The organism is Kutzneria chonburiensis, assembly GCF_028622115.1.
Classification (GTDB): Bacteria; Actinomycetota; Actinomycetes; order Mycobacteriales; family Pseudonocardiaceae; genus Kutzneria; species Kutzneria chonburiensis.
In genome coordinates this window covers 9746677-9770605 of the sequence record NZ_CP097263.1, presented here as the reverse complement: position 1 = coordinate 9770605, position 23929 = coordinate 9746677, and the positions used below count along the sequence as shown (strand labels likewise).

Annotated in this window: 21 protein-coding genes and 1 pseudogene; 7 read left to right on the top strand and 15 right to left on the bottom strand. The window is 70.4% G+C overall.

What is annotated here, in order from left to right; all coding sequences use genetic code 11:
• Positions 1–33 precede the first annotated feature (33 nt).
• From M3Q35_RS45450 to M3Q35_RS45430, 5 genes are all read right to left on the bottom strand, one after another.
• On the bottom strand, positions 34–1149 hold the full coding sequence (locus M3Q35_RS45450) for a glycosyltransferase family 4 protein (RefSeq protein WP_273938810.1): 1116 nt from the start codon (positions 1147–1149) through the stop codon (positions 34–36).
• A gap of 32 nt (positions 1150–1181) precedes the next feature.
• Positions 1182–2486, bottom strand: a complete 1305-nt coding sequence (locus M3Q35_RS45445) for a peptidase MA family metallohydrolase (protein WP_273938809.1) — start codon at positions 2484–2486, stop codon at positions 1182–1184.
• 18 nt (positions 2487–2504) lie between these two features.
• Positions 2505–3563: an NlpC/P60 family protein gene (locus M3Q35_RS45440; protein WP_273938808.1), complete on the bottom strand. Its 1059-nt coding sequence runs from the start codon at positions 3561–3563 to the stop codon at positions 2505–2507.
• A gap of 89 nt (positions 3564–3652) precedes the next feature.
• Positions 3653–4699: a C40 family peptidase gene (locus M3Q35_RS45435; RefSeq protein WP_273938807.1), complete on the bottom strand. Its 1047-nt coding sequence runs from the start codon at positions 4697–4699 to the stop codon at positions 3653–3655.
• Between the two features lie 306 nt (positions 4700–5005).
• Positions 5006–6370, bottom strand: coding sequence for an NYN domain-containing protein (locus M3Q35_RS45430; protein WP_379793720.1), 1365 nt, complete (start codon positions 6368–6370; stop codon positions 5006–5008).
• Positions 6371–6662: 292 nt separating this feature from the next.
• On the opposite strand from M3Q35_RS45430, the gene M3Q35_RS45425 reads away from it, so the two are divergent.
• Positions 6663–8381, top strand: a complete 1719-nt coding sequence (locus M3Q35_RS45425; RefSeq protein WP_273938806.1) for a DEDD exonuclease domain-containing protein — start codon at positions 6663–6665, stop codon at positions 8379–8381.
• Here M3Q35_RS45425 and M3Q35_RS45420 read toward each other — a convergent pair.
• Positions 8374–8841, bottom strand: a complete 468-nt coding sequence (locus M3Q35_RS45420) for a GNAT family N-acetyltransferase (RefSeq protein WP_273938805.1) — start codon at positions 8839–8841, stop codon at positions 8374–8376. The genes M3Q35_RS45425 and M3Q35_RS45420 overlap by 8 nt on opposite strands.
• A gap of 57 nt (positions 8842–8898) precedes the next feature.
• Between M3Q35_RS45420 and M3Q35_RS45415 the strand changes: the two genes are divergently transcribed.
• The gene (locus M3Q35_RS45415) at positions 8899–9177 is read left to right on the top strand and encodes an Lrp/AsnC family transcriptional regulator (protein WP_273938804.1); all 279 of its coding nucleotides are present in this window, start codon (positions 8899–8901) and stop codon (positions 9175–9177) included.
• On the opposite strand, the gene M3Q35_RS45410 is transcribed toward M3Q35_RS45415, so the two are convergent.
• Positions 9129–10373 (bottom strand): MFS transporter, encoded by a 1245-nt coding sequence (locus M3Q35_RS45410; protein ID WP_273938803.1) that lies wholly within the window; start codon positions 10371–10373, stop codon positions 9129–9131. The genes M3Q35_RS45415 and M3Q35_RS45410 overlap by 49 nt on opposite strands.
• A gap of 67 nt (positions 10374–10440) precedes the next feature.
• Between M3Q35_RS45410 and M3Q35_RS45405 the strand changes: the two genes are divergently transcribed.
• The gene (locus tag M3Q35_RS45405; protein WP_273938802.1) at positions 10441–11409 is read left to right on the top strand and encodes a DUF5937 family protein; all 969 of its coding nucleotides are present in this window, start codon (positions 10441–10443) and stop codon (positions 11407–11409) included.
• A 46-nt stretch (positions 11410–11455) separates the two neighbouring features.
• On the opposite strand, the gene qcrB is transcribed toward M3Q35_RS45405, so the two are convergent.
• From qcrB to ctaE, 4 genes and pseudogenes are all read right to left on the bottom strand, one after another.
• Positions 11456–13147, bottom strand: a complete 1692-nt coding sequence (gene qcrB / locus M3Q35_RS45400; protein WP_273938801.1) for a cytochrome bc1 complex cytochrome b subunit — start codon at positions 13145–13147, stop codon at positions 11456–11458.
• Positions 13144–14271, bottom strand: a complete 1128-nt coding sequence (qcrA, locus tag M3Q35_RS45395; protein WP_273938800.1) for a cytochrome bc1 complex Rieske iron-sulfur subunit — start codon at positions 14269–14271, stop codon at positions 13144–13146. The genes qcrB and qcrA overlap by 4 nt, the downstream gene beginning before the upstream one ends.
• Positions 14268–15112: pseudogene (gene qcrC, locus M3Q35_RS45390) on the bottom strand (cytochrome bc1 complex diheme cytochrome c subunit). Before qcrC ends, qcrA begins: the two are co-directional and overlap by 4 nt.
• A 34-nt stretch (positions 15113–15146) precedes the next feature.
• The gene (gene ctaE / locus M3Q35_RS45385; protein WP_184859942.1) at positions 15147–15755 is read right to left on the bottom strand and encodes an aa3-type cytochrome oxidase subunit III; all 609 of its coding nucleotides are present in this window, start codon (positions 15753–15755) and stop codon (positions 15147–15149) included.
• Positions 15756–15815: 60 nt separating this feature from the next.
• Between ctaE and M3Q35_RS45380 the strand changes: the two genes are divergently transcribed.
• From M3Q35_RS45380 to trpD, 3 genes are read left to right on the top strand one after another with little or no spacing between them, the layout of a single operon-like run.
• Positions 15816–16214 carry a hypothetical protein gene (locus M3Q35_RS45380; RefSeq protein ID WP_273938799.1) on the top strand — a complete coding sequence of 133 codons (399 nt, stop codon included), beginning with the start codon at positions 15816–15818 and terminating at the stop codon, positions 16212–16214.
• A gap of 26 nt (positions 16215–16240) precedes the next feature.
• Positions 16241–16645 carry a hypothetical protein gene (locus M3Q35_RS45375; protein WP_273938798.1) on the top strand — a complete coding sequence of 135 codons (405 nt, stop codon included), beginning with the start codon at positions 16241–16243 and terminating at the stop codon, positions 16643–16645.
• Positions 16642–17685: an anthranilate phosphoribosyltransferase gene (gene trpD, locus M3Q35_RS45370; RefSeq protein WP_273938797.1), complete on the top strand. Its 1044-nt coding sequence runs from the start codon at positions 16642–16644 to the stop codon at positions 17683–17685. The genes M3Q35_RS45375 and trpD overlap by 4 nt, the downstream gene beginning before the upstream one ends.
• Positions 17686–17772: 87 nt before the next feature.
• Here trpD and M3Q35_RS45365 read toward each other — a convergent pair whose 3' ends face one another.
• From M3Q35_RS45365 to ctaC, 4 genes are all read right to left on the bottom strand, one after another.
• The gene (locus M3Q35_RS45365) at positions 17773–18975 is read right to left on the bottom strand and encodes a DUF1501 domain-containing protein (protein ID WP_273938796.1); all 1203 of its coding nucleotides are present in this window, start codon (positions 18973–18975) and stop codon (positions 17773–17775) included.
• Positions 18972–20246, bottom strand: coding sequence for a DUF1800 domain-containing protein (locus tag M3Q35_RS45360; RefSeq protein WP_273938795.1), 1275 nt, complete (start codon positions 20244–20246; stop codon positions 18972–18974). Before M3Q35_RS45360 ends, M3Q35_RS45365 begins: the two co-directional genes overlap by 4 nt.
• A 72-nt stretch (positions 20247–20318) precedes the next feature.
• Positions 20319–20717: a cytochrome c oxidase subunit 4 gene (locus tag M3Q35_RS45355; protein ID WP_273938794.1), complete on the bottom strand. Its 399-nt coding sequence runs from the start codon at positions 20715–20717 to the stop codon at positions 20319–20321.
• A 10-nt stretch (positions 20718–20727) separates the two neighbouring features.
• Entirely contained in the window at positions 20728–21633 is a 906-nt protein-coding gene (gene ctaC / locus M3Q35_RS45350) for an aa3-type cytochrome oxidase subunit II (protein WP_273944716.1), read from the bottom strand.
• A 299-nt stretch (positions 21634–21932) separates the two neighbouring features.
• Between ctaC and asnB the strand changes: the two genes are divergently transcribed.
• Positions 21933–23861 (top strand): asparagine synthase (glutamine-hydrolyzing), encoded by a 1929-nt coding sequence (asnB, locus tag M3Q35_RS45345; protein ID WP_273938793.1) that lies wholly within the window; start codon positions 21933–21935, stop codon positions 23859–23861.
• Positions 23862–23929: the final 68 nt, after the last annotated feature.

Genomic DNA, 23929 nt, shown 5'->3' with positions numbered 1-23929 from the left:
TCACGTATCGCTGTCGCGGCATTCGGCCCAGCGTCAGGGAGTTGGGGGACGACGGCCGTCGATGAGGGCGGAGAGCTTGGTGGCGCGGTCGTCCCAACGCCACGAACTCGCCATCCATTCGCGCCCGGCAGCGCCCATCTTCATTGCCAAATCCCGGTTGAGCAGCAGGTCGGACAAGGTCGAGGCCAGGTCGCCGCGGGAGACGGCGTGGCCGGTGATGCCCTCGCGGACGGTCTCGGGTGCGCCGCCGGCGTTGCCGGCGATGACGGGGAGGCCGGCGGCGGCGGCCTCCAAGAACACCAGGCCGAGGCCCTCGACGTCGAGGCCGCGGGCCAAGGTGCGGCAAGGCATGGCGAAGACGTCGCCGGCGGCGTAGTAGGCGGGCAATTCCTCGGCGTGGACCTCGCCGACGAAGACGACGCTGCGGCCGACGGCGTCGGCGAGGGTGCTGAGGCGGCCGCCGTCGGGGCCGTCGCCGACGAGCAGCAGCATGGCGTCGGGGACGCGCTCACGGATGCGCGGCATGGCCCGGATCAAGTCGTCCTGGCCCTTCCTGCGGACGAGCCGCGAGACGCACACGATCACTGGACGGTCGGAGAGGCCGTGCCGGGCGCGGATGAACTCACGGGCGGCGGTGTCGGGCTTGAAGACGTTGATGTCGACGCCCGCCGGCAGATGCTCCAAAGCGGCCCGAGGGCCGAAGGCGGGGGCGACACGAGAGCGCGTGAAGCGGCTGACGAAGGTGACGACGTCGGCGGTGTCGCCGATGCGCCGCAAGGCCTGCCGAGCGGCGGGCAGCATGGCCCAGCCGACCTCATGGCCGTGCGAGCTGGCGACGATGCGATCGACCGGCAGATGCGGACCTAGCAACGCTAGCGGCGCGGCGGCGCCGAACCACACGGCATCGCAGCGCTCGCCCCGGGCCACGGCGGTCAGACGGCGCTGGGCATCCGGGGTGGGCAGTAGCAACGACTCGGGGTGACGCACCACGGGGAACGGCTGCCGGGCGTCGAACGCCTCGGCACCCGGCCACGCCGGGGCGTAGACCACCAGGTCGCCGCCCAGCGCGGTGGCCAGCGCGTGCAGGTAGTACTGGATACCGCCGGGGCGCGGCGGGAAGTCGTTCGTCACCAGCAACGTCCTGCGCACCCGACAACGCTACCCGGCCGACCTGTGGAAGATCAGAACTTCCGCCGCAGGTAGTCCTGCCAGCCGGCGACCAGGCCCGCCTTGTCCAGACCGAGCACGTCGTGCAGCTGCTGGCCGACGTCGGCGGTCAGGCTGCCGCCGGCGATCCGCAGGTACAGCGTGACCAGGGCGTGCTGGCCGAAGGTGTCGGCGATGAACGAGGTCAGCGTCCACGCCTCGTCGTAGGCCAGGTTGATCTTGTCGCCGCCGGCCGCGAAGTCGGCGTTGGCCGGCAGGTCGGTCGGCGGCTTGCCGTTGCGCTCCAGGTCGGCGACGTCGGCCGCGGCGGCGTCCATGGGAATGCCGCTGTTGCGGTAACCGACGTAGTTGGCGAAGCCCTCCAGCATCCACATCGCCGTACCGTCCACGGTGTAGCCGCGGGCGGCGATGTGGGTCATCTCGTGCCGCAACACGACCGTCAACGACGACGGCGGCATCTGCTCGGCGTTGCCCGGATTGAGCACGACCCGCTGCCCGATGGCCGTGTGGCGGCCGTTGTCCACGCGGTCGGCGACGGCCACCGCGGCGATGGCGTCGACCGCGAATTCGGGGCCGACGAACGCCTTCATCTCGTCGTCGGAAGACGGCACCAGCACCGCGACTTCGCGCGACCACGGCTGGTCCCACACCGCGCTCACGGCCTTGACGTCCGCATCCAGTTCGCCGGCGATCCGCTTGGCCAGCTCGGCGTTGTCGGGATGGGCCAGCACCAGCCCGGACTTGACCCTCGTCGCCGCCACGGGGCCGAAATCCCATGGCCCGCGCCAGGTGTTGCGCGAGGTCAGCGTGTCCGAGGCCAGGAACCACTGGGTGCCGTGCCGCGAGAACAGGTACCCCATCGGCTTGCTCGTCGGATCGTGGTCCACGCCGGCCAGCGCGTAGTTGAGCTGCACCTCGGGCGCCCACAGCTCCTCGGCCGGGAACGAGCCCTTGGGCACGGTCACCACGTCGGCCGGGTCGAGGTCGTAGGACCAGACCGACAGCGGCACGTCGGCGAGGTTGTCGAACATCGCCTCCTGGGCGTCACGGAACTGCGGCGTCGCCCTCGGATCGATCTCGGCCAGGAAGGCGTCGCGGTCCCGGTGCAGGATGGCCGATGCACGGCTGCGCAGCAGAGCCGTCACGGCGGCGTCGCCGGTCTGGGCCAGCGGCGCACCCTGGCCCGCCGGACCGCCCTTGAGCGGGGCAGTGGGCAGCGGCCCAGTGGCGGGCTGCCCAACGAGCAGCACCACACCACCGAGCAGCGTCGCGGCGATCGCCGCGACCAGCCAAGCCCTGAACCGGGCCGCTCCGGTCATGGAGCCCGATGCTAGACCTCAGCCCACGTATCGCTTGGCACCGAAGTAGTCCGACATGACCGACAGCGGCTGAACCTTCACCGGCTGGCCCTGCGTCGGGGCGTGCACGAACTCCGTCGAGCTGACCATCATGCCCACGTGGTAGATGTTCGACGCCGTGCTCCCGAAGAACACCACGTCGCCGGCCTGCAAGTCGCCCTTGGCCACCGACTTGCCCGGGCCGTACTGGGCGGCCGCCGAACGCGGGAGGCTGATGCCGGCCTGGCCCCAGGCCCACTGCATCAGGCCGGAGCAGTCAAAGCCGCCACCCGGACCCGGCGTCTCGCCGCCCCACTGGTACATCACGCCGCGCTGGCTCAGCGCCGCCTGCATGGCGGTGCCGGCCGCGCCGGCCGGGCCGATGAAGGTGCCCATGTTGCCGGCCGCGCCCAGCGACTGCTTGGCGGCGGCGGACAGCTTGGCCACGGCGGCCTTGGCGTCGTTGAGGGCCTTGGTCGCGGCGTCCTTCTTGTTCTGGAGGTCGTCCAGGATCTTCTGGGCCGCGTCGGCCGCGTCCTTGGCCTTCTTCTGGGCCGCGGCCGCCTTGGTCTTGGCGTCGGACGCCGACTTGACCGCGCCCTCGTACGTGTCGAGCACGGAGGAGTTCTGCTGGGCCAGCAGCTGGAGCGCGCTGGACTGGTCCAGGAAGTCCTGCGCGGACTTGCCGGTCAGCAGGGCCGAGAGCTGAGTGAACTGGGCACCGTCGAAGGCGGCCGCCGCAACCTGGTCGACCTGGCCGCGGAACTGCTCTTCCTTGGCCTGGGCGTCGGTCAGCTGCTTGCCGTACTTGTCGATGTCGGCGGTCGCATTGGCCACGTCGGCCTGCTTGGCCGCGAGGTCGTCCTTGGCCGCGAGGTACTGCTGCCCGATCTGGTCGGCCTGCGCCGTCTGCTGCTCGACCTGCTTCTGGGCGTCCTGCTCGTTCGCCGGCGGCGTGGGATCGGCGTTGGCCGCGGCCGGGTTGAGGCTCACCGCCACCGTCACGGCCGAGAGGGCCACCGCACCACGCACAGCATGTTTGAGTCTGTTGGCCACCACGGCAAGCAGGGTACCGATGGGGTGAACGCGCGAGGCCGGCACCCCTAGGGGGTGCCGGCCTCGCGGTGGTTGTCCCAGCTCGTCGCTTATCAGCCGACGATGCGCTTGGCGCCGAAGATGTCCGAACCGGAGTTGCCGATCGGCACGATCTTCACGACCTCGCCCTCGGTCGGCGCGTGCACCACCTTGCCCGCGCCCACGTACATGGAGACGTGGTGGATGTTGGAGGCGCTGGAGCCGTAGAAGATCAGGTCGCCGGGGATGAGGCTGTCCAGCGAGACGGCCCGGCCGACGGTGAACTGCGCGGCCGCCGAGCGCGGGATGTTCACGCCGGCCTGGTGGTAGGCCCACTGGGTCAGGCCGGAGCAGTCGAAGCCGGCCGGCGTGGTGCCGCCCCACACGTAGGGCACGCCGCGCTCGCCGACCGCCGCGTTCATGGCCGTGCCGGCCGCGCCGGGCGGGCCGAGGAACACGCCGGTGTCGCCGGCCCCGGCCAGCAGGCCCTTGGCCGCCGCGTCCAGCTGGTTGTACGCGGCCTGGGCGTTGTTCTTGGCCTGGTCCGCGTCCTGCTTCTTCTTGTCCAGGTCGGCCAGGATCGCCTGGGCCGCGTCGGCCGCCGCCTGGGAGCGCTTCTTCGCGTCCTCGGTCTTGGCCTTGGCGCTGTTGGCCGTCTTGATGGCGTTGTCGTAACCGTCCATCACGATGGCGTTCTGCTGGGCCAGGAACTGGAGCTCGCTGGACTGGTCGAGGAAGTCCTGCGCGGACTTGCCGGTCAGCAGCGCGGAGAGCTGGGTGAACTGCACGCCGCTGTACGCGGCGGAGGCCAGCTGGTCGACCTGCCCCTGGTACTGGGACTCCTTGGTCTTCGCGTCCGCGGCCTGCTGGGTGTACGTCTGGATGTCGGCGGTCGCCTTGGCCACCTCGGCCTGCTTGGCCGCCAGGTCGTCCTTGGCCGCCATCCAGGCTTCCTGGGCCTTCTCCGCGACCTGGCTGGCCGCGTCCAGCTGCGCCTTCGCGTCGTCCCGGTTCTTGGGCGGGTCGGCGACGGCGGAGCCCGGGTTGAGGGCGACCACACTGATCACCGCCGAGGCGGCGATGGCACTGCGCACTGCGTACTTGAGTCGATTCGACGCCACGAGGGTGGTGTCTCCTTCGAGGTAGAGCCCGTCGGGCGCCCGACCCCCCGACAAGGTCGAAACAGACGGTGACCCCGCGTCGCCGGCCACGCCAGCCAGCTGGTCGCCGCGAGGTCTCGGGTAGGTTACGAAACGGGGGCCGGGTCGTCCACCCGCGGTGACCGTGGCGGCGGTTGAACGGTCGTGCTCACTCGTTCGGAGCATCACAGTCGATACCGTGGGCGTCCACGTTGACCAGGCGTGAATCCCGTTCGGCCCGTTCGGCCGACCGTTCAGCGAATCGGCAGGTCGAGCGGGGTTAACTCTTCACACCCGGACCAATCGGGCCAGCAGGACGGCCGACGGCACCGGGTGCGCGCCGCGGCGGCGCACGGAGTCGGCCACCGCGCGATCCGACGTGACAACAACCACAGGACGACCTTCGGGCTCCGCGGTCACCAACGCCCTGATCACGTCGTCGGCGAGCACGCCCGGGTCGGAGAACAGGACACGCACGCCGCGCGGGGCCGCCGAGGGCACCGCCACCACGCCCGCGCCGTCGAAGACCACCGTGACCTCGGCCCCGGTTCGGGCCGCGAGCACGGCCATCTGGTGCACCAGGCGGTCGCGCTGGTCGGACAGCGGCAGCTCCGGATAGCCCGTCTTGGTCACGTTGTAGCCGTCCACGACCATGTGCACCGCCGGCAGGGCCAGCAGGCGGTCCAGCGCCGCCGGGTCCTCCACACGGCCGACCGTGCCCTGCGCCGCCGTCGCGCCGCGCACCATGTCGGCCGGGCGCGGGCCCTGGCCGCCGCCGATGGCCAGCTCGCGGCGCAGGCCGGTGACCGCGCCGTCCAGCGTGTCGACCAGCAGCGCCAGCCGGACCTCGTCGGCCTGACGGGCCTCGCGGGCCGACTGGCGGGCGATCTCCGCGTCGTTCTCCGCGCGCCGGGCCTTGGACCGCTCCGTCTCGGCCCGCTCGCGCTCGCGGTCCCGCTCCGCGCTCAGCGCCTTGACCTCGGCCAACGCCTCGTTGCGGACCTTGTCCGCCTCGGCCATCGCGTTGTCCGCGCGGTCGCGGGCCTCGCGCAGCTTCACGCCTTGTTCTCTGAGCCGTTTACGCAGTCGCTCCAGCTCCGCGTCCCGCTCCTGGAGGACCTTCGCCTCCGCGCCCTGGTTCGCGTCCAGCTCTTCCCGCACGCGCTTGAGCTCCGCGTCCGCCCGCTGCGCCTTGAGCACCGCCGCGTCCCGCTCGGCCCGTAGGTGCGCCTCGCCGACCCGGCGCGTGACGAGTTCCACGAAGTGCACCGCCGTCGGCTCGCCCAGCAGCACCGACGCGGCCGCCGCCGCCACCGGATCCGGCGAGGTGCTGTCCAGGGCCGCGGGCCGGTGCTCGCGGCACCACTCCACCACCGCCGTGCGGAAGGCATGCACGTCCCGCAGGCCCGCGATCAGCGCCGATGCGCCCAGCCGGGCCCGCTTGGCCGGCGCGAACCGGGCCACCGCCTTGACCTGCTGCGGGATGTCCACCCGGGCCAGCACGCCGACCGCGTCCGCGCTGATCTCGGCCAGCCGGGACCGCACCGGGTCGGGCAGCGCCGACCAGTCCACAGTGGACTGATCATCGCCACCGTCCACGGCGGACAGCTCGGGCCCCTGACCCGGCTCATCGGCTTCGGCTGACGCGGACACCCCCACAGGCTAGTGCGTGCCGCCGCCAACGGCTGACGGGGAACCGACCCACATCGCCAGGTTGCCACGGCAAAGATCACGCAGGTCACCCAGTTAGCGCAGCCCGCCGAGTGTGGGAAGGGGGCCTTCCTGCACTCGGAGTGGAGGAAGGCCCCCTTCCCACACTCGGGCGGCCTGGCGGGCCCGAAGTTTCGGAAAGCGCCGTTCCTCTACTCGGAGTGGAGGAACGGTCCGTTCCGATCCTCGATGGCGATCAAAACTGTCAGGGGGTGCTGGCACGATCCCGATCACCATGACCACCACTGCTGATGACCTCGGCCAGCTGACGTTCGACGAGCTGGGCACGCCGTTGCGGGAGACCACGTTCGTGGTGGTGGACCTGGAGACCACGGGCGGCCGGCCGGGCGAGGACGCGATCACCGAGATCGGGGCGGTGAAGGTGCGTGGCGGGGTGGTGCTGGGCGAGTTCGCCACGCTGGTCAACCCGGGCCGGGGCATCCCGCCGGAGATCGTGCGGCTGACCGGCATCACCGAGGCCATGGTGTACACCGCGCCGCCGATCGACGAGGTGCTGCCGGCGTTCCTCGAGTTCGCGGCGGGGGCGGTGGTGGTGGCGCACAACGCGCCGTTCGACACAGGCTTCCTCAAGGCCGCCTGCACGCAGCACGGCTACGCGTGGCCGAAGCCGGCGGTGCTGTGCACGGTGCGCCTGGCCCGCCGCGTGCTGACCCGTGACGAGGCGCCCAGCTGCCGCCTGTCGGCGCTGGCCGAGCTGTTCAGCACGTCGACGACGCCGAACCACCGTGCGCTGGACGACGCCCGTGCGACCGTGGACGTGCTGCACGGCCTACTGGAGCGCGTGGGGCCGATGGGCGTGCAGTCGCTGGAGGAGCTGTTCGACTACCTGCCCGATGTCACGCCCGCGCAGCGCCGCAAGCGCACCCTGGCCGCGCACCTGCCGTCGGAGCCGGGCGTGTACCTGTTCCGCGGGCCGTCGGAGGAGGTGCTGTACGTCGGCACGGCGTCAGACCTGCGCCGGCGCGTGCGCCAGTACTTCACGAGCAGCGAGAGCCGGGGCCGCATCAAGGAGATGGTGGCGCTGGCGGTGCGCGTGGACTCCGTGGTGTGCGCGCATTCGTTGGAGGCCGAGGTGCGCGAGCTGCGGCTGCTGACCGCGCACAAGCCGCAGTACAACCGGAAGTCCCGCAACCAGCAGGGCGGCTGGTGGGTCACGCTCACCGACGAGGCGTTCCCGCGCCTGTCCATCGTGCGCCGCACACGCGACGGCGCGTTGGGCCCCTTTCGGTCACGGCAGTCGGCCGAGACCGCCGCGACCGCGTTAAGTGACGCCACCGGTCTGCGCACGTGCAGCCTGCGCATCCCGGCGCAAGGCGCACGGGCCACGCCGTGCGCGTTAGCCGAGCTTGGCCGCTGCCGCGCGCCATGCGCCGGCCGTCAGGACGTCGCCGACTACGCCTACGCCCCGGCGGCCGTCCGGGACCTCATCGCCGGCCGCGCCCTCGACCCGTTCGACCGGCTGGCTGCGCAGCTGGAGGAGCTGGCCCTCGCCGAACGCTTCGAGGAGGCCGCCGTCCGCCGCGACCGCCTGGCCGACCTGGTCCGGGCCGTCGACCGCAGCCAGCGGTTGGCCGCCTTGGCCGCGCTGCCCGAGCTCGTCGCCGCCCGTCCGGACGGCAACGGCGGCTGGGAGTTCTCGGTCGTGCGCCACGGGCGTCTCGCTTCGGCCGGCGTGGCCCGCCGAGGCGTGCGACCGATGCCGGTCGTCGATTCCCTCGTCGCCGCCGCCGAGACCGTCATCCCTGGCGACGGCCCGCTTCGCGGCGCGCCCGCCGAGGAGACCGGTGTCGTGCTGCGCTGGCTCAACCGCCCCGGCACGCGCTTGGTCTACTGCGACACGCCGTGGTCCGAGCCCGCCAAGTCCGCCGCCGGTTGGCGGGCCTGGGTGGACCGCGCCGCCGCCGGCCGTGCCGTCTACGCCGGCGTCAACTGAGCCGCCGCACCATCTCCACGCCGCCGTGACGCGGCTTGTAGCCGAGGCTCTCGTAGAGGGAGCGGCCGTCCTCGCTGGCGTGCAGGTCGGATTTGGTCACGCCCAGCGCATCCAGCTGCTCGACCAGGGCAGTGACGACCAGCCGGGCCAGCCCTCGCCGCCGCCAGACCGGGTCCGTGCAGACGTTGTGCACGTGCCCCATCACCTCGGCGGTGTCGCCTGGGCGGGGCATGTCCGGGCGGACGAACGCCGCGGCACAGGCCGCCAGTCCCCCACCCGGTGCGTCGACCACGGTGGCGATCAGTCCGGTGCCGCCGAGCTCACGTCGGAACATGTCGGCGGCCGGGCGCTGCCAGTCGCCGAGCGTGACGTCGCGGCCCATGGCCTCGAACATGACCACACGCAGTCGGACCAGCTCTTCGGCATCGGACGGGACAGCGGCGCGGACGGTCCAGTTCACGAGCCCATCCTTGCCCTACGATCGGCAGGACGTCGAACCATTACAGGAGGTCCCACCGTGATCACGGCGATCGTGTTGATCCAGGCCACCGCCGAGTCGATCCCGGAGGCCGCGCAGGCGATCGCCGACATCGACGGGGTCCAGGAGGTCTACTCCTGCGCCGGCGACGTCGACCTGATCGCGCACGTCAAGGTGGCCAAGCACGAGGACCTGGCCGAGCTCGTGCCCGGCCGCATCAGCAAGGTGCCCGGCGTGCTCAACACCGACACCCACATCGCCTTCCGCTCCTACTCCCGCCGCGACGCCGAGGAGTCCTTCTCGGTCGGCCTGGACTGAGCTGTCGCGGGGGCATCCATCACCTCCGGGGCGCGGAGGCGGAACAGCAGGGCTGATGCCACGGACACCGCGCCGCACAAGGCGATGACCTGGGCGACGGGGAGGATGCCGGCCACAGCGCCGGCCAACGCTGGGCTGAGGCCCTGGGCGGTCATCAAGCCGGTGGACAAGAGGCTGAAGGCCTGGCCGCGGACGGAAGAAGGCACGACGTCGCGGAAACGCTGCTGGAGGGCGAGGCCGTAGGCGAAGCCGGTGCCGGCGAGCGCCAAGAGGGCCCCGCACAGGACGACGGGTAGCCCGGTGATCGAGAAGCCGATCAGGGGTAGGCCGACGGCGGTCATCAACGGCATGAGCAGACGTCGCCGGGACGAAGGACCGACGACGCGGCCGATGAGGATGCTGCCGATCATCATGCCGACGGGGAGGCAGGCGAGCAGGAGGCCGCCGGCGGAGACGGGTAGGCCACGGACGGCGACGTACGGCACGAGCAGGCTCTCGGCACCGGTGACGCAAGCGGGCGGCAGCCACTGGGCCCAGATCAAGGTGCGGATCGTGCGATCCCGCAGCAGCTGGCGGTTGCCGGACCAGCTGCGGCGCACGGCGGACGCCAAGCCGGAGGCGGAAACGCGCAGGTCAGGGAGCCGGAGACGGACCCAGGCGGCGGCGAGAAGGTGCAGGGCGGCGCTGACGAGCATGGCGTGCCGGGCACCGAGCACGGCGACGGCGGCGCCGGCACCGGCCATGCCGACGAGCTGGGCGGAAGACGACGCCAGGTTGAGCAACGACCGGCCGAGCACGTAACTCTCGCCGGAGAGGACGTCGGCCACGACGCGGCCGGCAGCGCCGTTGACCAAGGGCGTCACCATCGACACGGTGGCGACGAGGGCCAAACTGAGTCCTACGGGCAGGTCGGCCAACGCCAACAACAAGCCGCTGAGGAACTCGACGGCGTAGCCGATGGCGATGAGCTGCCGTGGCGGCACAAGGTCGGCGACCGCGCCGAGCAGGCTGCCGCCGATCAACTGGGGCAAGAACGAGATCCCGTACGCCACGGCGGCCAACAACGTCGAACCGGTCACGGCGAACACCAACACCGACAACGCGACGATGCGCAGCGTGTCGGCGGTGATGGCGAGGGTGCGGGTGGCGAACAGCACCCGGTACGGAGTGTGGGCCAGAACGCCGGCATAGGTCATGGCTGCCAGCCTGCGGAAAACCACCATCGCAGGGCCAAAGTTACGTGCAGGGACGTAAGGTCGGGCCATGCTCCGGTTCGAGGTCGGCGGCGAGGACCTGCTGCGCAGCCGGTTCGCGCTGTCCCCACTGTTCGAACTGGACGGCCTGCTCCGCCGCCTCGCCGGCCTGTCCCAGCACCGCCTCCCCGGCCCCTGGCAGACGCGCGTCACCCCGCCGTACCGACGGCTGCGACAAGATCCGGCGTTCCGAGCGGCGATGGCCCTGCACTCCCCGGGGCGAGGCGCGGCGTTCACGGCACCGCCGCCGCAGGGCCTGGCCCAGACCGTCGAGGACGACCTCGCCGCCGTCCGGGCCACGCCGCTCCCCCAGGCCCGCGCCGAGATCGCCGGCCTGAAACCACAGACCGACGACGCGGCCCAAGCCGTGCTCGACGGGCCGGACGTCGTGCAACGCCTCGCCGACACGCTGGAACGGGCCTGGCACGAGCTGCTGGCTGCGGACTGGCTCCAACTGCGCGCCATCTGCGAACGCGACGTCGTGCACCGGGCCGGTCTGCTGGGTCGCGGCGGCTGGCTGGCCGCGCTGGACGGCCTGCACGCCCGGGTCCGCTGGCGAGACCAAGGCATCGACGTGCTGCGCTCGGCCGGCGACCGCACGATCGATCTCAGGGGCGAGGGCCTGCTGTTCGTGCCATCGGTCTTCGTCTGGCCGGGCGTGGCCGTGCACCACGAGGATCCCTGGCCCAAAGCCCTGGTCTATCCGGCGCGGGGCGTCGCCGCGCTGTGGGAGACGACCGTTCCCGACCCCGGTGCGCTGGCCGACCTGCTGGGCCGGACGCGGGCCCAGCTGCTCAACGCCCTCGACACGCCGGCCAGCACCACCCAACTGGCCCGCAGCCTCGGCCTGGCCGTCGGCGCGGTCGGCGACCACCTCACGGTGCTGCGCAAAGCCGGCCTGCTCGACCGGGTCCGCGCCGGCCGCTCAGTGCTCTACCACCGCACGCCCATCGGCGACGCGCTCGCCGCCCAGGCATGACAAACGGCCCCCGGTCGGAGACCGGGGCCGTCAGGCAGAACACAGATCAGGCGTCGGGCTGCTGGGGCTTGCCCGCCAGCTCCTTGTCCTGGTTGAGCTGGCTCTCGCCGGTCACCACGTTGGAGCGGGTGTGCGCCTCCTTGCGGGCGCTCTCCAGGGCGGTGACCTCGTCGGCGGGGTCGGGACCCCAGAAGCCACCGGCCACCGGCGCGCCGGCCGAGCCGAGCTTGTTCATCTTCTTGGGCACCGGAGCGCCCTGGTAGGCCAGCTCGTGCGGGTGGCCGTGGTCGTCGACCGGGCCGAGCGGCTGGTGCAGCTCGATGAACTCACCATGCGGCAGCCGCTTGATGATGCCGGTCTCGATGCCGTGCTCCAGCACCTCACGGTCGGCCCGCTGCAGGCCGATGCACATCCGGTACGTGATCCAGTACACCAGCGGCGGCAGCACCAGCAGACCGATACGGCCGATCCACGTGGTCGCGTTCAACGAGATGTCGAACTTGTCGGCGATGATGTCGTTGCCACCGGACAGCAGGCACACCATGAAGAACGTGATGGCCATCATGCCCAGGCTGGTCCGCACCGGCACGTCCCGCGGCCGCTGCAGCAGGTTGTGGTGGGCGGTGTCCTTGGTCAGCTTCCGCTCCAGGAACGGGTAGACCGCGGCGATGCCGGTCAGCAGGGGCAGGCCCAGCATGAACGGCAGGAACGGCGCCGGGATGGTGAAGTTGGCCCACCCACCGAGGTGGATGTACGCCTCCCAGGCCGGCCACAGACGGACGAGGCCGTCGGTCCAGCCCATGTACCAGTCGGGCTGCGAGCCGGCGGAGACCTGGGCCGGGTTGTACGGGCCGAAGTTCCAGATGGGGTTGATCTGGAACAGGCCGGACATCAGCGCGATGACCGCGGTGACCAGGGCGAAGAAGCCGCCGCCCTTGGCCGCGAACACCGGCATGATGCGCACGCCGACAACGTTGCGCTCAGTCCGGCGCGGGCCGGGGAACTGGGTGTGCTTCTGGTACCACACCAGGCCGAGGTGCACGGCGATCAGCGCCAGGATCACGCCGGGCAGCAGCAGTATGTGCAGCGTGTAGATACGCGGCAGGATCACGTTGCCCGGGAACTCGCCGCCGAACAGCAGCCAGTCCACCCAGGTGCCCAGCACCGGGATCGACTCGATCAGGCCGAACATGACGCGCAGGCCGGTGCCGGACAGCAGGTCGTCGGGCAGCGAGTAGCCGAAGAAGCCCTCGAGCGAGCCGATCATGAACAGCACGACGCCGATGACCCAGTTCACCTCACGCGGGCGCCGGAACGCGCCGGTGAAGAAGATCCGGAACATGTGGGCGACGATCGCCGACATGAACAGCAGCGCCGCCCAGTGGTGGATCTGCCGCACGAACAGGCCGCCGCGGACCTCGAACGAGATGTCCAGGGTGGAGGCGAAGGCCCGCGACATCTGGATGCCGCGCAGGTTGTCGAACGCGCCGTTGTAGGTGACCTCCTGCATGGAGGGGTCGAAGAACAGCGCCAGGTACGTGCCGGACAGCAGCAGCACGATAAAGCTGTACAGGGCGATCTCGCCGAGCAGGAAGGACCAGTGCGACGGGAAGACCTTGTTCAGCTGGCGACGCATGCCGGCGGCCAGGTGGTACCGGTCGTCGGCCCACTTCGCCGCGCCGCCCGCGACGCGTGTCGCCGTGTTGGCCGGCTTGGTCGGCGTCGTGATGCCGCTCATGAGTCACGCTCCCAGAACGCGGGGCCGATGGGCTCGATGAAGTCGCTCCGCGCAATCAAGTATCCGCTCTCGTCAACCGCGAGCGGAAGCTGGGGCAGCGCACGGGCGGCCGGGCCGAAGACCGGCTTGGCGTACTCGAACACGTCGAACTGCGACTGGTGGCACGGGCACAGCAGACGACCGGTCTGCTGCTCGTACAGCGAGGTCGGGCAGCCGAGGTGGGTGCAGATCTTCGAGTACGCGTAGAAGTCACCGAAGTTGAAGTTCTCCTGGCCGGCCCGCTTGACCACGTTCTGGTCCGGCCGCAGCCGGATGAGCATGACCGGGTTGTCCGACCGGTGCAGCGCCGCGGACAGCGCCTCCTCGTTGCCGCGCTCCGACTCGCGGAACGGGAACACGGTCTCGAAGCCGCCGGCGTCCAGGTCCTCGGGACGGATCAGCACGACCTCGGACGCGTCGCCGGTGTTGCGGCGCAGGTACACCTTCTCGCCCTTGAAGCTCGGCTGCCAGCCGGTGTGCCAGAGCGAGTCCTTGGAGTTGGTGTCGGCGAACGGGTTCTTCAGCATGCCGCCCAGCGGCAGCACGACAAGGCCGAGGCCCATCACGCCGGCCGCCGCGCCCGCCGACCGCTTGACCAGCGAGCGGCGGGTGATGGTGCTGCGGTTGCCGGCGTCGGCCAGCTCGGCCAGCACCGTCTCCTGGTCGATCTTGGGCGAGCCGCCGTCGTGGCGGTCCTGCACGGCCAGCTCGTGCGGGATGAACTTCTTGGTGTAGTTCAACACGCCGACGCCGAGGCCGAGGATGGTCAGGCCCAGCGTGACGCCGATCACCGGCGTGTACAGGCTGTACCAGAAGTACCCGTCGGTGTCCGGCGCCTTGTACTCGGACGGCCACAGAATGAACGCCACGATGAAGGCGATGCCGGCCAGCGCGGCCAGCAGGAACCAGTACGCCACCTGGCGCTCGGCCCGCTTCTCGGCCCTGGTGCCCTTGACCGGCCACGGGTCCTCGTAGCTGATCAGCTCGACGCCGTCCAGCTTGGTGCCCAGCGTGACCAGCTCGTCGCGGGTCATGCTGTTCAGCTCTGCCTCGGTGGGCAGCTTCTCCTGCTCGTCGCCGCTCATGCCTTGCTTCCGATCCAGAGGGTCACGCCGACCAGCGCGGCGATGCCCACGATCCACCCGATGAGGCCCTCAGAGATCGGGCCGAGCCCGCCGAGCGCGTTGCCGCCGGGGTTGTTGTTGCCGTCGGTCACCGACTTGATGTAGCCGATGATGTCCTTCTTCTCGTCCGGCGTGAGCTGCCGGTCGCCGTACACCGGCATGTTCTCCGGGCCGGTCAGCATGGCCGTGTAGATCTGGCTCGGCGTCACGCCGTCCAGCTCGGGCGCGTACTTGCCGGAGGACAGCGCGCCACCGCGGCCGGTGAAGGTGTGGCAGGCCGCGCAGTTGAGCCGGAACAGCTCACCGCCGCGCGAAGGGTCGCCGCCGATCAGCTGGGCGTCGGACTCCGTCGGCTTCTCCTTGCCGCCGCCGTTGGCCTGGATGAACGCGTCGAGCGCGTCGATCTCCTGCGGCGTGAAGGCCGGGGCTTGCGCGCCGCCTCGGCGGTCTGCCCGCCGGACAGCGGCATGCGGCCGGTGGAGAGCTGGAAGTAGGACGCCGCCGAGCCGACGCCGATCAGGCTGGGCCCGCGGTCCTTGACACCCTGCAGGTTCTGGCCGTGGCAGGAGATGCAGCTGTTGTTGAACAGCTGCCGGCCCTGCTCGACGAGCGCGTTGGTGTCCGAGGCCTGCGCGACCTGCGGGGCGGGCACCGCGACGGCGTAGAGCGCGCCCGCGCCCAGCAGCGCGATCCCGAGCGCCAGCAGGCCGGAGACCCGCCGCTTGAGCTTGGACCGCGAGCGGGCCCGCTTCCCCGCGGGGGCGGACGTACCCGCCGCGTCGGCGGGTGGCGTGGTGGTCATGGAGGGCAACCCTTGCTGTCAGTTCGGGGCTGGGTCAGGGAATGAGGTAGATGACGGCGAACAGGCCGATCCAGACGATGTCGACGAAGTGCCAGTAGTACGACACGACGATCGCCGAGGTCGCCTGGGCCGGCGTGAACTTGCTCAACCTCGTCCTGATGAGCAGGAAGATGAAGGCGATCAGGCCGCCGATCACGTGCAGCCCGTGGAAACCGGTCGCAAGGAAGAACACCGTGCCGAAGGCCGAGCTGGGGATGGTGGTCCCCTCCTCGACCAGCATCCGGTACTCGTTGGCCTGGCCCAGCACGAAGATCAGGCCCATCACGAAGGTCAGCACGTACCAGCGGCGCAGGCCGAAGACGTCGCCGCGCTCGGCGGCGAAGACGCCCCACTGACAGGTGACCGAGGAGAGCACCAGGATGATGGTGAACGGCAGCGCGTACGCCTTGTCCAGGTGCGTGGGCTCGGGCGGCCAGACGCCGGTGTTCTGAGCCTTCACGGTGAAGTACATCGCGAAGAGGCCGGCGAAGAACATGAGCTCGCTGGACAGCCACACGATGGTGCCCACGCTGACCATGTTCGGGCGATTCAGCGAGTGGACCCGCTGAGCGATGGGAGGAGCTGCCGTTGTCACGGGTCGCATTATTGCCTGCGGTGGATCAGGCCGCCCGGTCGGGTGGGGTGCAACGGGAGATCGACAGCGATGGGCGCGTTCGAGCGATTGAGAACACTGTTCGGACGGCGTCCGGAATTGCCGTTCGACCTGGACAACCCTGATTTGAACGTGGTTGCCGAGGCGTTCGACCCGGCCGAGGCGGACTCGGCCGTGCTGGCCCGTTCGCCCCGTCTGAAGGCCGACGAGAAGGCGGTGCTGCGGCATCACCTCGTGCTGCCGGCGGCTTCGGTGGAGCGGGCCCGCGAGCTGCTGGCCCAGGACGGCTGGGAGCTGCGGGTGGTCGAAGAGGGCGATCCGGTACGGCTGCATGCCCTTCGTGCCCAGGTCATCACCGCTTTGAGCTGCGCGCAGGAGCGGTCCCGGATGGCCGGCCTGGCCCAGCGGCTGGGCGGCGACGCCCTGGGGTGGGACTGCTTGCAGACCTGAAGGTGTGACACAGATAGCATCACGGTATGAGCACGCAGACGTGGAAGGTCCTGGTCTTCAGCCACCGGCCGGAGGTCCGCGAGGCGATCACCACCGCCGTCGGCCGTCGGCCGGCGCCGGACCTGGGCCGCGTGGAGTACGTCGAGGTCGGCACCGTGGCGGACGTGCTCTACCACGTCGACAGCGGCGCCATCGACCTGGCCATCCTGGACGGCGAGGCGCAGCCGACCGGCGGCATGGGCCTGTCCCGGCAGCTGAAGAACGAGATCACCAACTGCCCGCCGATCGTGATCGCCGTGCGGCGCAAGGACGACCGCTGGCTGGCCACCTGGTCGCAGGCGGACGCCGTCATCGTGCATCCGCTCGACCCGCTGGCCGCGGCCGAGACCGTCGCAGAGGTGCTGCGGTCCGGCGCGCCCGTGCCGAGATGACCACGTTGACCTGGCCCGACCTGCTGGGCGCGCTGATCGCCGGGGACGACCTGACGGCGGAGCAGACCGGCTGGGCGATGGACCAGGTGATGACCGGTGCGGCCACGTCGGCGCAGATCGCCGGTTTCGCGGTGGCGCTGCGGGCCAAGGGCGAGACGCCGGACGAGGTGCTGGGCATGGCCGACTCCATGCTGCGGCACGCGCGGACGGTGGACGTGGCCGGGCGGGCGATCGACATCGTCGGCACCGGTGGCGACCAGGCCCACACCGTGAACATCTCGACCATGACGGCCATCGTCACGGCCGCCGCCGGGGTGCCGGTGGTCAAGCACGGGGCGCGGGCGTCGTCGTCCAAGTGCGGCACCGGTGACGTGCTCGAAGAGCTCGGTGTGGCCATCGAGCTGCCGCCGGACGCCGTGCAGCGGTGCGTGACCGAGGTCGGCATCGGATTCTGCTTCGCGCCGGCCTATCACCCGGCGCTGCGCTTCACCTCGGGTCCGCGGCGTGAGCTGGCCATCCCGACGGCGTTCAACATCCTCGGGCCGCTGTCCAACCCGGCGCAGCCGAAGTACGGGCTGGTCGGCTGCGCGCGGGAGGCGATGGCCGGCGTGATGGCCGGCGTGTTCGCCTCGCGCGGGGCGCATGTGCTGCTGGTGCGCGGGAACGACGGTCTGGACGAGATCACCACGACCACCACGACATCGGCCTGGATCGCCCAGGACGGGGCGGTGCGGCAGGACACGATCGACCCGTCGCGGCTGGGCATCGCCCCGGCGCTGCCGGCCGACCTGGTCGGCGGCGACGCGTCGTACAACGCCCAGGTGGTGCGGGATCTGCTGGCCGGCCGGCCTGGTCCGGTGCGGGATGCCGTGCTGATCAACGCCGCCGGCGCGGTGGCCGTGTTCAACGGCCTGAGCGACGACGTGCACGCCGACATGCTGGCGGCCAAGGACGTTGCCGCCCAGGCCATCGACTCCGGCGCCGGCGCGGCGCTGCTGGACCGCTGGATCACCCTCTCATCAAAGCTAGTCCCCGCCTAACCCCCGCGAGTCCCGCTTAGCGTCACACCGAACTGCATGAATCGTTTTCATGCAGTTCGGTGTGACTGTGGGCGGGACTCGCGGGGGTCAGAGGAGGCCGGGGACCGTGGTGTCGTGGCCGGCGAGGATTTTGCCTGGGTCCTCGCCGAGCACGTCGCGCAGCATGGTGGCGTAGACGTCGCGGAAGTCGGTGCTCTCCTTGAGATCGCCGTTGTCGAGGTCGGTCAGGCTGGGCTGCTCGCCGTAGAAGCCGCCGTTGACGCCGTCGCCGATGACGAAAACCGGGCCGGCGGTGCCGTGATCGGTGCCGTCGCTGGCGTTCGCGCCGACACGACGGCCGAACTCCGAGTAGACCAGCACCACAACCTTCTTGCCCCGCACGCGATCCACGAACGCGGACAGGGCATCGTCGAGCTCGGTGAGCAGGCGCTGCTGCGTGCCCTTCTCGTCGGCGTGGGTGTCGAAACCGCCCAACGACACGGAATAGGCCCGCGTAGGCACGCCTGCCTCGACCAGTCCGGCGACAACGTCGAGTTGGGCCGCGAGCTGGCCTTTGTTGGCACCGCTGGGTTTCACCGCCGGGCCGAGCTTGGTGGCGGTGGTGTGCAGGTCGGCGATGGACCGCGCGACCCGCGCCCGGTCCGGCGACTCCCCCGCTTCCGGTTGCCCCAGCAGGGAAAACGCCTTGCCCACGGTGCCGTTGGGCAGCTTCAGGCCGGTCACCGGCAGCGTCGCGCCGGCCGCCCGCTGGCCGGCCATCAGCGGCGGCAGCACGGGCTCGATCGACACTGCCCGCAGCGGGTCGTCGCCGGTCACGTCCAGCCAGCGGCCGAGCCAGCCGGTCGGCTGCGGGCTGTCCGGCGAGGCCGTCTGCCAGATGGCCATGGACCGGAAATGGCTGTGGTCGGGCTTGGGATAGCCGACGCCGCGCACCACGGCCAGCCGCTTGTCGTCCCAGAGCTTCTTGAGGCCCTTCATGCCCGGGTTGAGGCCGAGGCCGTCGCCGAGATCGAGCACCTCGTGCGGCTGGTAGGCCAGATCCGGCCGGGCCTTCTGGTACGCCGGGTCGGCGGCCGGGATCACCGTGTTCAGGCCGTCGTTGCCGCCGTACAGGGTGCAGACCACCAGCACGCCGGTGTCCGCGCTGCGCGGGTCACGGGTGGCGGCGGCGATGAGGTCGGTCCAGTCGACCTGCGTCGCGCCGGCGGCGAGTGCGCCCGCCCCGACGACACCGCTGGCCAGGATGAAGCCACGTCGACTAATCCGCCGCTTGTTCCCTGTCGTTGTCACTGGCTCACCACGTATTCCGGCGTACAGGCGGCCATCGCGACCAGCTCCGCTCCCTTGAGGTCGGCCAGCGCGGCCGTGCTCCGCTGACTCCACGTGTCGACGCCGAGCGTCTGCCCGGCCGCCGCCCCGGAGGTGATATGCGACACGTCGGCGTGGGCGGCGATCAGCTGGGCCAGGTGTAGCCGGGCCAGCCCGGCCGAGGTCGTCAGCCAGGACTGGGCGGCCGGCCAGCCGCCGACGCTGGGCGGCTCGAACGGCACCTGCCCCAGGCCCCGCAGGCCCGCTTCCAGCTGCGTGACCGGCAGTTTCGACGGTTGCACGGCCAGCGCCCGCATCAGGCCGACGGCCCATTCCACCGGCTGTTTGACCAGGGTCGTCGCCGGATCGCGGAACGCCGGTTCGGCGAGCACGGCCCGCAGCAGCCCCCCGATGGACCGCTGCGGACCGTAACCGGCGACCAGTCGGCCCAGCGCGTCCGCCGACGGCGGAGTCGCGCTCACCAACCGGAACCACAGCCGGCTCGCCACGAAACGCGGCGAGTCCGGACGATTCAGCACGATGTCGACAAATCCGCCGGCATCGAGATTTCCCGTGATTCCCAACACGGTCTTGCTGCCGGAGTCGTGCCGTTTCGCTACTTGTTCGGCCGTCATGGCGTCCCGGTTCACCATCCAGCCGGTGAGTGCGCGGGCCGCCTCCCGCACATCGGTTTCGCTGTAATGGCCGACGCCGAGCGTGAACAGCTCCATGAACTCGCGAGCGAGGTTCTCGTTGGCCGCGCCCACTTTGTTCTGCTGGCCGTCCAGCCACAGCAGCATGGCCGGGTCCACGATCATCGCCTTGGCCAGCGCCCCGAAATCGCCGCCACCCAGGCCGCGCAGCGTCTGGTTCTGGTGCAGCATCAGGCGGGCGCTGTGCACCTTCTGCACGCTGGTGGCGAAATGCCCGTGCCAGAACCAGGTCAGCCGCTCGGGCAGCGCCGACGCGGTGCCGGCCATGCGGTCCAGCCACCACTGCGCGGCGGCGATCTGCTGGCCGCGCAACGTCTTCTGTCGCTGCTTGCGCTCGGCCGTGCTGGCCTTCTTACCGGCCTGCGGCGGCTCGGCTCCGAGGTCGGGCAGCGGCGTGCCGTCCGGGCGCTGAGCCAGCACCTGCGCGCACGCGGCCGCGAAACCCTGCTGGGACAACGATTCCAGCTCGCCCGGGCGCGGACCGAAGCCGAAGCGGTCCAGCAGTCGCCGGGTGGCGGCCTTGTCGTCTAGTTGCGGCACAGGGAGATCGTGCGCGAAAACGGCCCCGGGCAGAATGCCCGGGGCCGTTCGCTCAGTGAAGCTTCAGCTAGCTCACTCGTGGTTGGGCTTCGTGTGGTACTCGAAGACCAGGCCGCCCACGGTGATCAGCACCAGCACGACCGTGATGACCAGCATCCAGATCTGGAAGAAGGCCAGCGACAGGGCGCCGATCGCGGCGGCGATGGCGATGGCGAACGGCCAGTAGCTGCCCGGGCTGAAGAAGCCCAGCTCGCCGGCGCCGTCGCTGATCTCGGCCTCGGTGTCGTCCTCGGGACGCTCCGGGATGCGCCGGGCCACGAACCGGAAGTACGTGCCGGTGATCAGGCACAGGCCGCCGGTCAGGGTGAGCGCGACGATGCCGACCGGCTCCTTGGCCCACAGGCCGTAGACCACGGCCATGATGAAGCAGAAGCCGGCGACGACCTCGAAGATCCGGGATTCAATCTTCATCGGTGGTTCCTCAGCTTCCGGTCCGGGAGGTGCGGTCCGTGTTGAACGGGTGCGTGGTCGTCGCCAGTGGCGCGCACAGGTCACCGCAGTTCAGCTGGGACAGCGCCTCGGACGTGGTGTAGCCCTTGCCCGTCTTCGGGTTCACCTTTTCCCGCAGCTGGATGTACTGCTGGAACAGGTCGTCGGGCAGCGCCCTGACCTCGAAGTTCATCGCCGAGTGGTACGCGCCGCAGAGCTCGGCGCAGTGGCCGACGAACGCGCCCGTCTGGTCGATGGTGTTCTGGAAGGACGAGTCCTGGTTGTTCTTGTCCGGGTCCGGGAACACGTCGCGCTTGAAGTTGAAGGCCGGCACCCAGAACGAGTGGATGACGTCGGTCGACAGCAGCTTGTACTCGATCCACTTGCTGGTCGGCAGCACCAGGATCGGGATCTCGCTGCTGGAGCCGACCGTGGACACCGGATTGCCGTCCGCGCCCTTGGTGTTCTCGTACTTGAACTCCCAGTTCCACTGGAAGCCGATCACGTCGACCGTGACGTCCGGGGTGTGGCTCTTGTCCGTGACGTAGTTCTCGGTCGTGGCGGTGAAGTAGAAGAGCACCGCGACGATGACCACCGGGATGACCGTGTAGACGATCTCCAGCGGGTGGTTGTACTGCAACTGCTTGGGCAGCTCCTCCGACCGCTTGCGGTGGAACACCACCGGCCACAGGATCAGGATCGCCACGACCAGGCCGACCGCCAGCGCGGCGACGACGGACCAGGTCCACAGGTCGCGCATCGCGTCGGCCTGCGGCGTGATGCCGACCGGCCAGCCGAAACGCAGGACCTCGTCGGTCGAACAGCCGCTTGCGGCAACCGCGACCAGGCCGGCAAGCCCGGCGAGTTTGGCCACCCGTGCTTTCCGGGAGCCCTCCATCAGGCGCACTGCTCGCTGCCTCCTCGTGACGGGCCTTGACGTGGAGACCACGCCATCCGCTGCTCAGCAGCGGTGACGGCACCCCGCCGTCAGTCATGCGGGAGCCTAACCCAGTCATCGGGGCGTCACCGTTCGGGGGTGATCCAGACGGGCGGGCCCAGGCAACGGGCCTCGGGGGTGCCGCGTCTACCGGAGCGAGCCCCGGATGCCCGTGCACGGGTCGATGGGCCGTCATGGGCATACTGGGCTGCGACCCCGGTGTGGAAGTGCCCTGTTTCGATGAGAGGTGCGGTTAGGACGTGTGCGGTCTTCTTGGACTGATCTGTCCCACTGAGAACGCGGCCGCCGCGGCGCGGCCGGCGCTGGCCGGGGCCCTGCACTGCCAGCGGCACCGCGGCCCCGACGAGGTCAACACCTGGCAGGGCGGCGAGGTCGTCTTCGGCTTCAACCGGCTGGCCATCATCGACCTCGAGCACTCCCACCAGCCGCTGCTGTGGGGCCCGCCCGGGCAGGAGAACCGCTACGCGCTGGCCTTCAACGGCGAGATCTACAACTACATCGAGCTGCGGGCCGAGCTGATCGAGCGGTTCGGGGCCCAGTTCCACACCGACGGCGACAGCGAGGTGATCGTCGCCGCGTTCCACTACTGGGGCCCGGCGGCGGTGTCCCGGCTGCGCGGCATGTTCGCGTTCATGATCTGGGACAGCAGCGAGCGCAAGATCTTCGGCGCCCGCGACCCGTTCGGCATCAAGCCGCTGTACTACGCGGCCGGCCCCGGCGGCATCGCGATGTCCAGCGAGAAGAAGAGCATCCTCCAGCTGGCCGACACGCTGGGCATCGAGCCCAAGCTGGACCGGCGGGCACTCCAGCACTACCTGATCCTGCAGTACGTGCCCGAGCCGGAGTCGCTGAACACGCACATCCGGCGGATCGAGTCCGGCACCTCGTTCACCTTCGTCCCCGGCGGCGAGATCGTGACCGAGCGCTACTTCACGCCGAAGTTCCGCCCGCGCGTGATGCACGGCCCGGCCGACACCACCAAGCTCTACGCCGACATCGCCGACGCGCTGCGCGACTCGGTGGCCAAGCACATGCGCGCGGACGTGACGGTCGGCTCGTTCCTGTCCGGCGGCATCGACTCCACGGTGATCGCGGCGCTGGCCAAGGAGCACAACCCGGACCTGATCGCGTTCACCACGGGCTTCGAGCGGGCCGGCTTCTCCGAGGTCGACGTGGCCGCCGAGTCGGCGGCGGCGATCGGCGTGAAGCACGTGGTCCGGACGGTGTCGGCGGCCGAGATGATGGAAGCCGTGCCGCTGATCACGTGGTACCTGGACGACCCGGTGGCCGACCCGGCGCTGGTGCCGCTGTGGTTCATCGCCCGTGAGGCCCGCCAGCACGTCAAGGTGGTGCTGTCCGGTGAGGGCGCGGACGAGCTTTTCGGCGGCTACACGATCTACCGCGAGCCGCTGTCGCTGGCGCCGTTCGAGAAGGTGCCCGGCGCGCTGCGCAAGGCTATGGGCCGGGTCTCCACCCGTATCCCCGAGGGTGTGCGAGGCAAGGACCTGCTGCGCCGCGGCGCGCTGACGCTGGAGCAGCGCTACTACGGCAACGCGCGCATCTTCCGTGACGACCAGCTGCGGTCCGTGCTGCGGACGTACAGCTCGTCGGTGACGCACGCCGACGCCACGGCCAAGCCCTACCGCGAGTCGGTGGACTGGGACCCGGTGAGCCGGATGCAGCACGTGGACCTGTTCACCTGGCTGCGCGGCGACATCCTGGTCAAGGCCGACAAGATGACCATGGCCAACTCGCTGGAGCTGCGGGTGCCGTTCCTGGACCACGAGGTGTTCAAGATCGCCTCGCAGGTGCCGATGGAGCAGAAGATCACCCGCGAGACCACCAAGTACGCGCTGCGGCGGGCCATCGCCGACATCATCCCGGCGCACGTGATCAACCGGCGCAAGCTGGGCTTCCCGGTGCCGATCCGGCACTGGCTGCGCGAGGAGATGCACCCCTGGGCGCTGGACATCGTGCGCCAGTCGCAGACCGACCACCTGATCGACAAGCAGGCGGTGCTGGCCATGATCGAGGAGCACCGGACCGGCGGCATGGACCACAGCCGCCGCATCTGGGCGCTGCTGATGTTCATGATCTGGCACGGCATCTTCACCGAGGGCCGCATCCGCCCCCAGATCCCCGAGCCCCAGTACCCCGTCCGCCTCTAATTGTCAAGGCTTAGATGTTTGGAAAGGACCATTCCTCTACTCGGAGTAGAGGAATGGTCCTTTCCAAA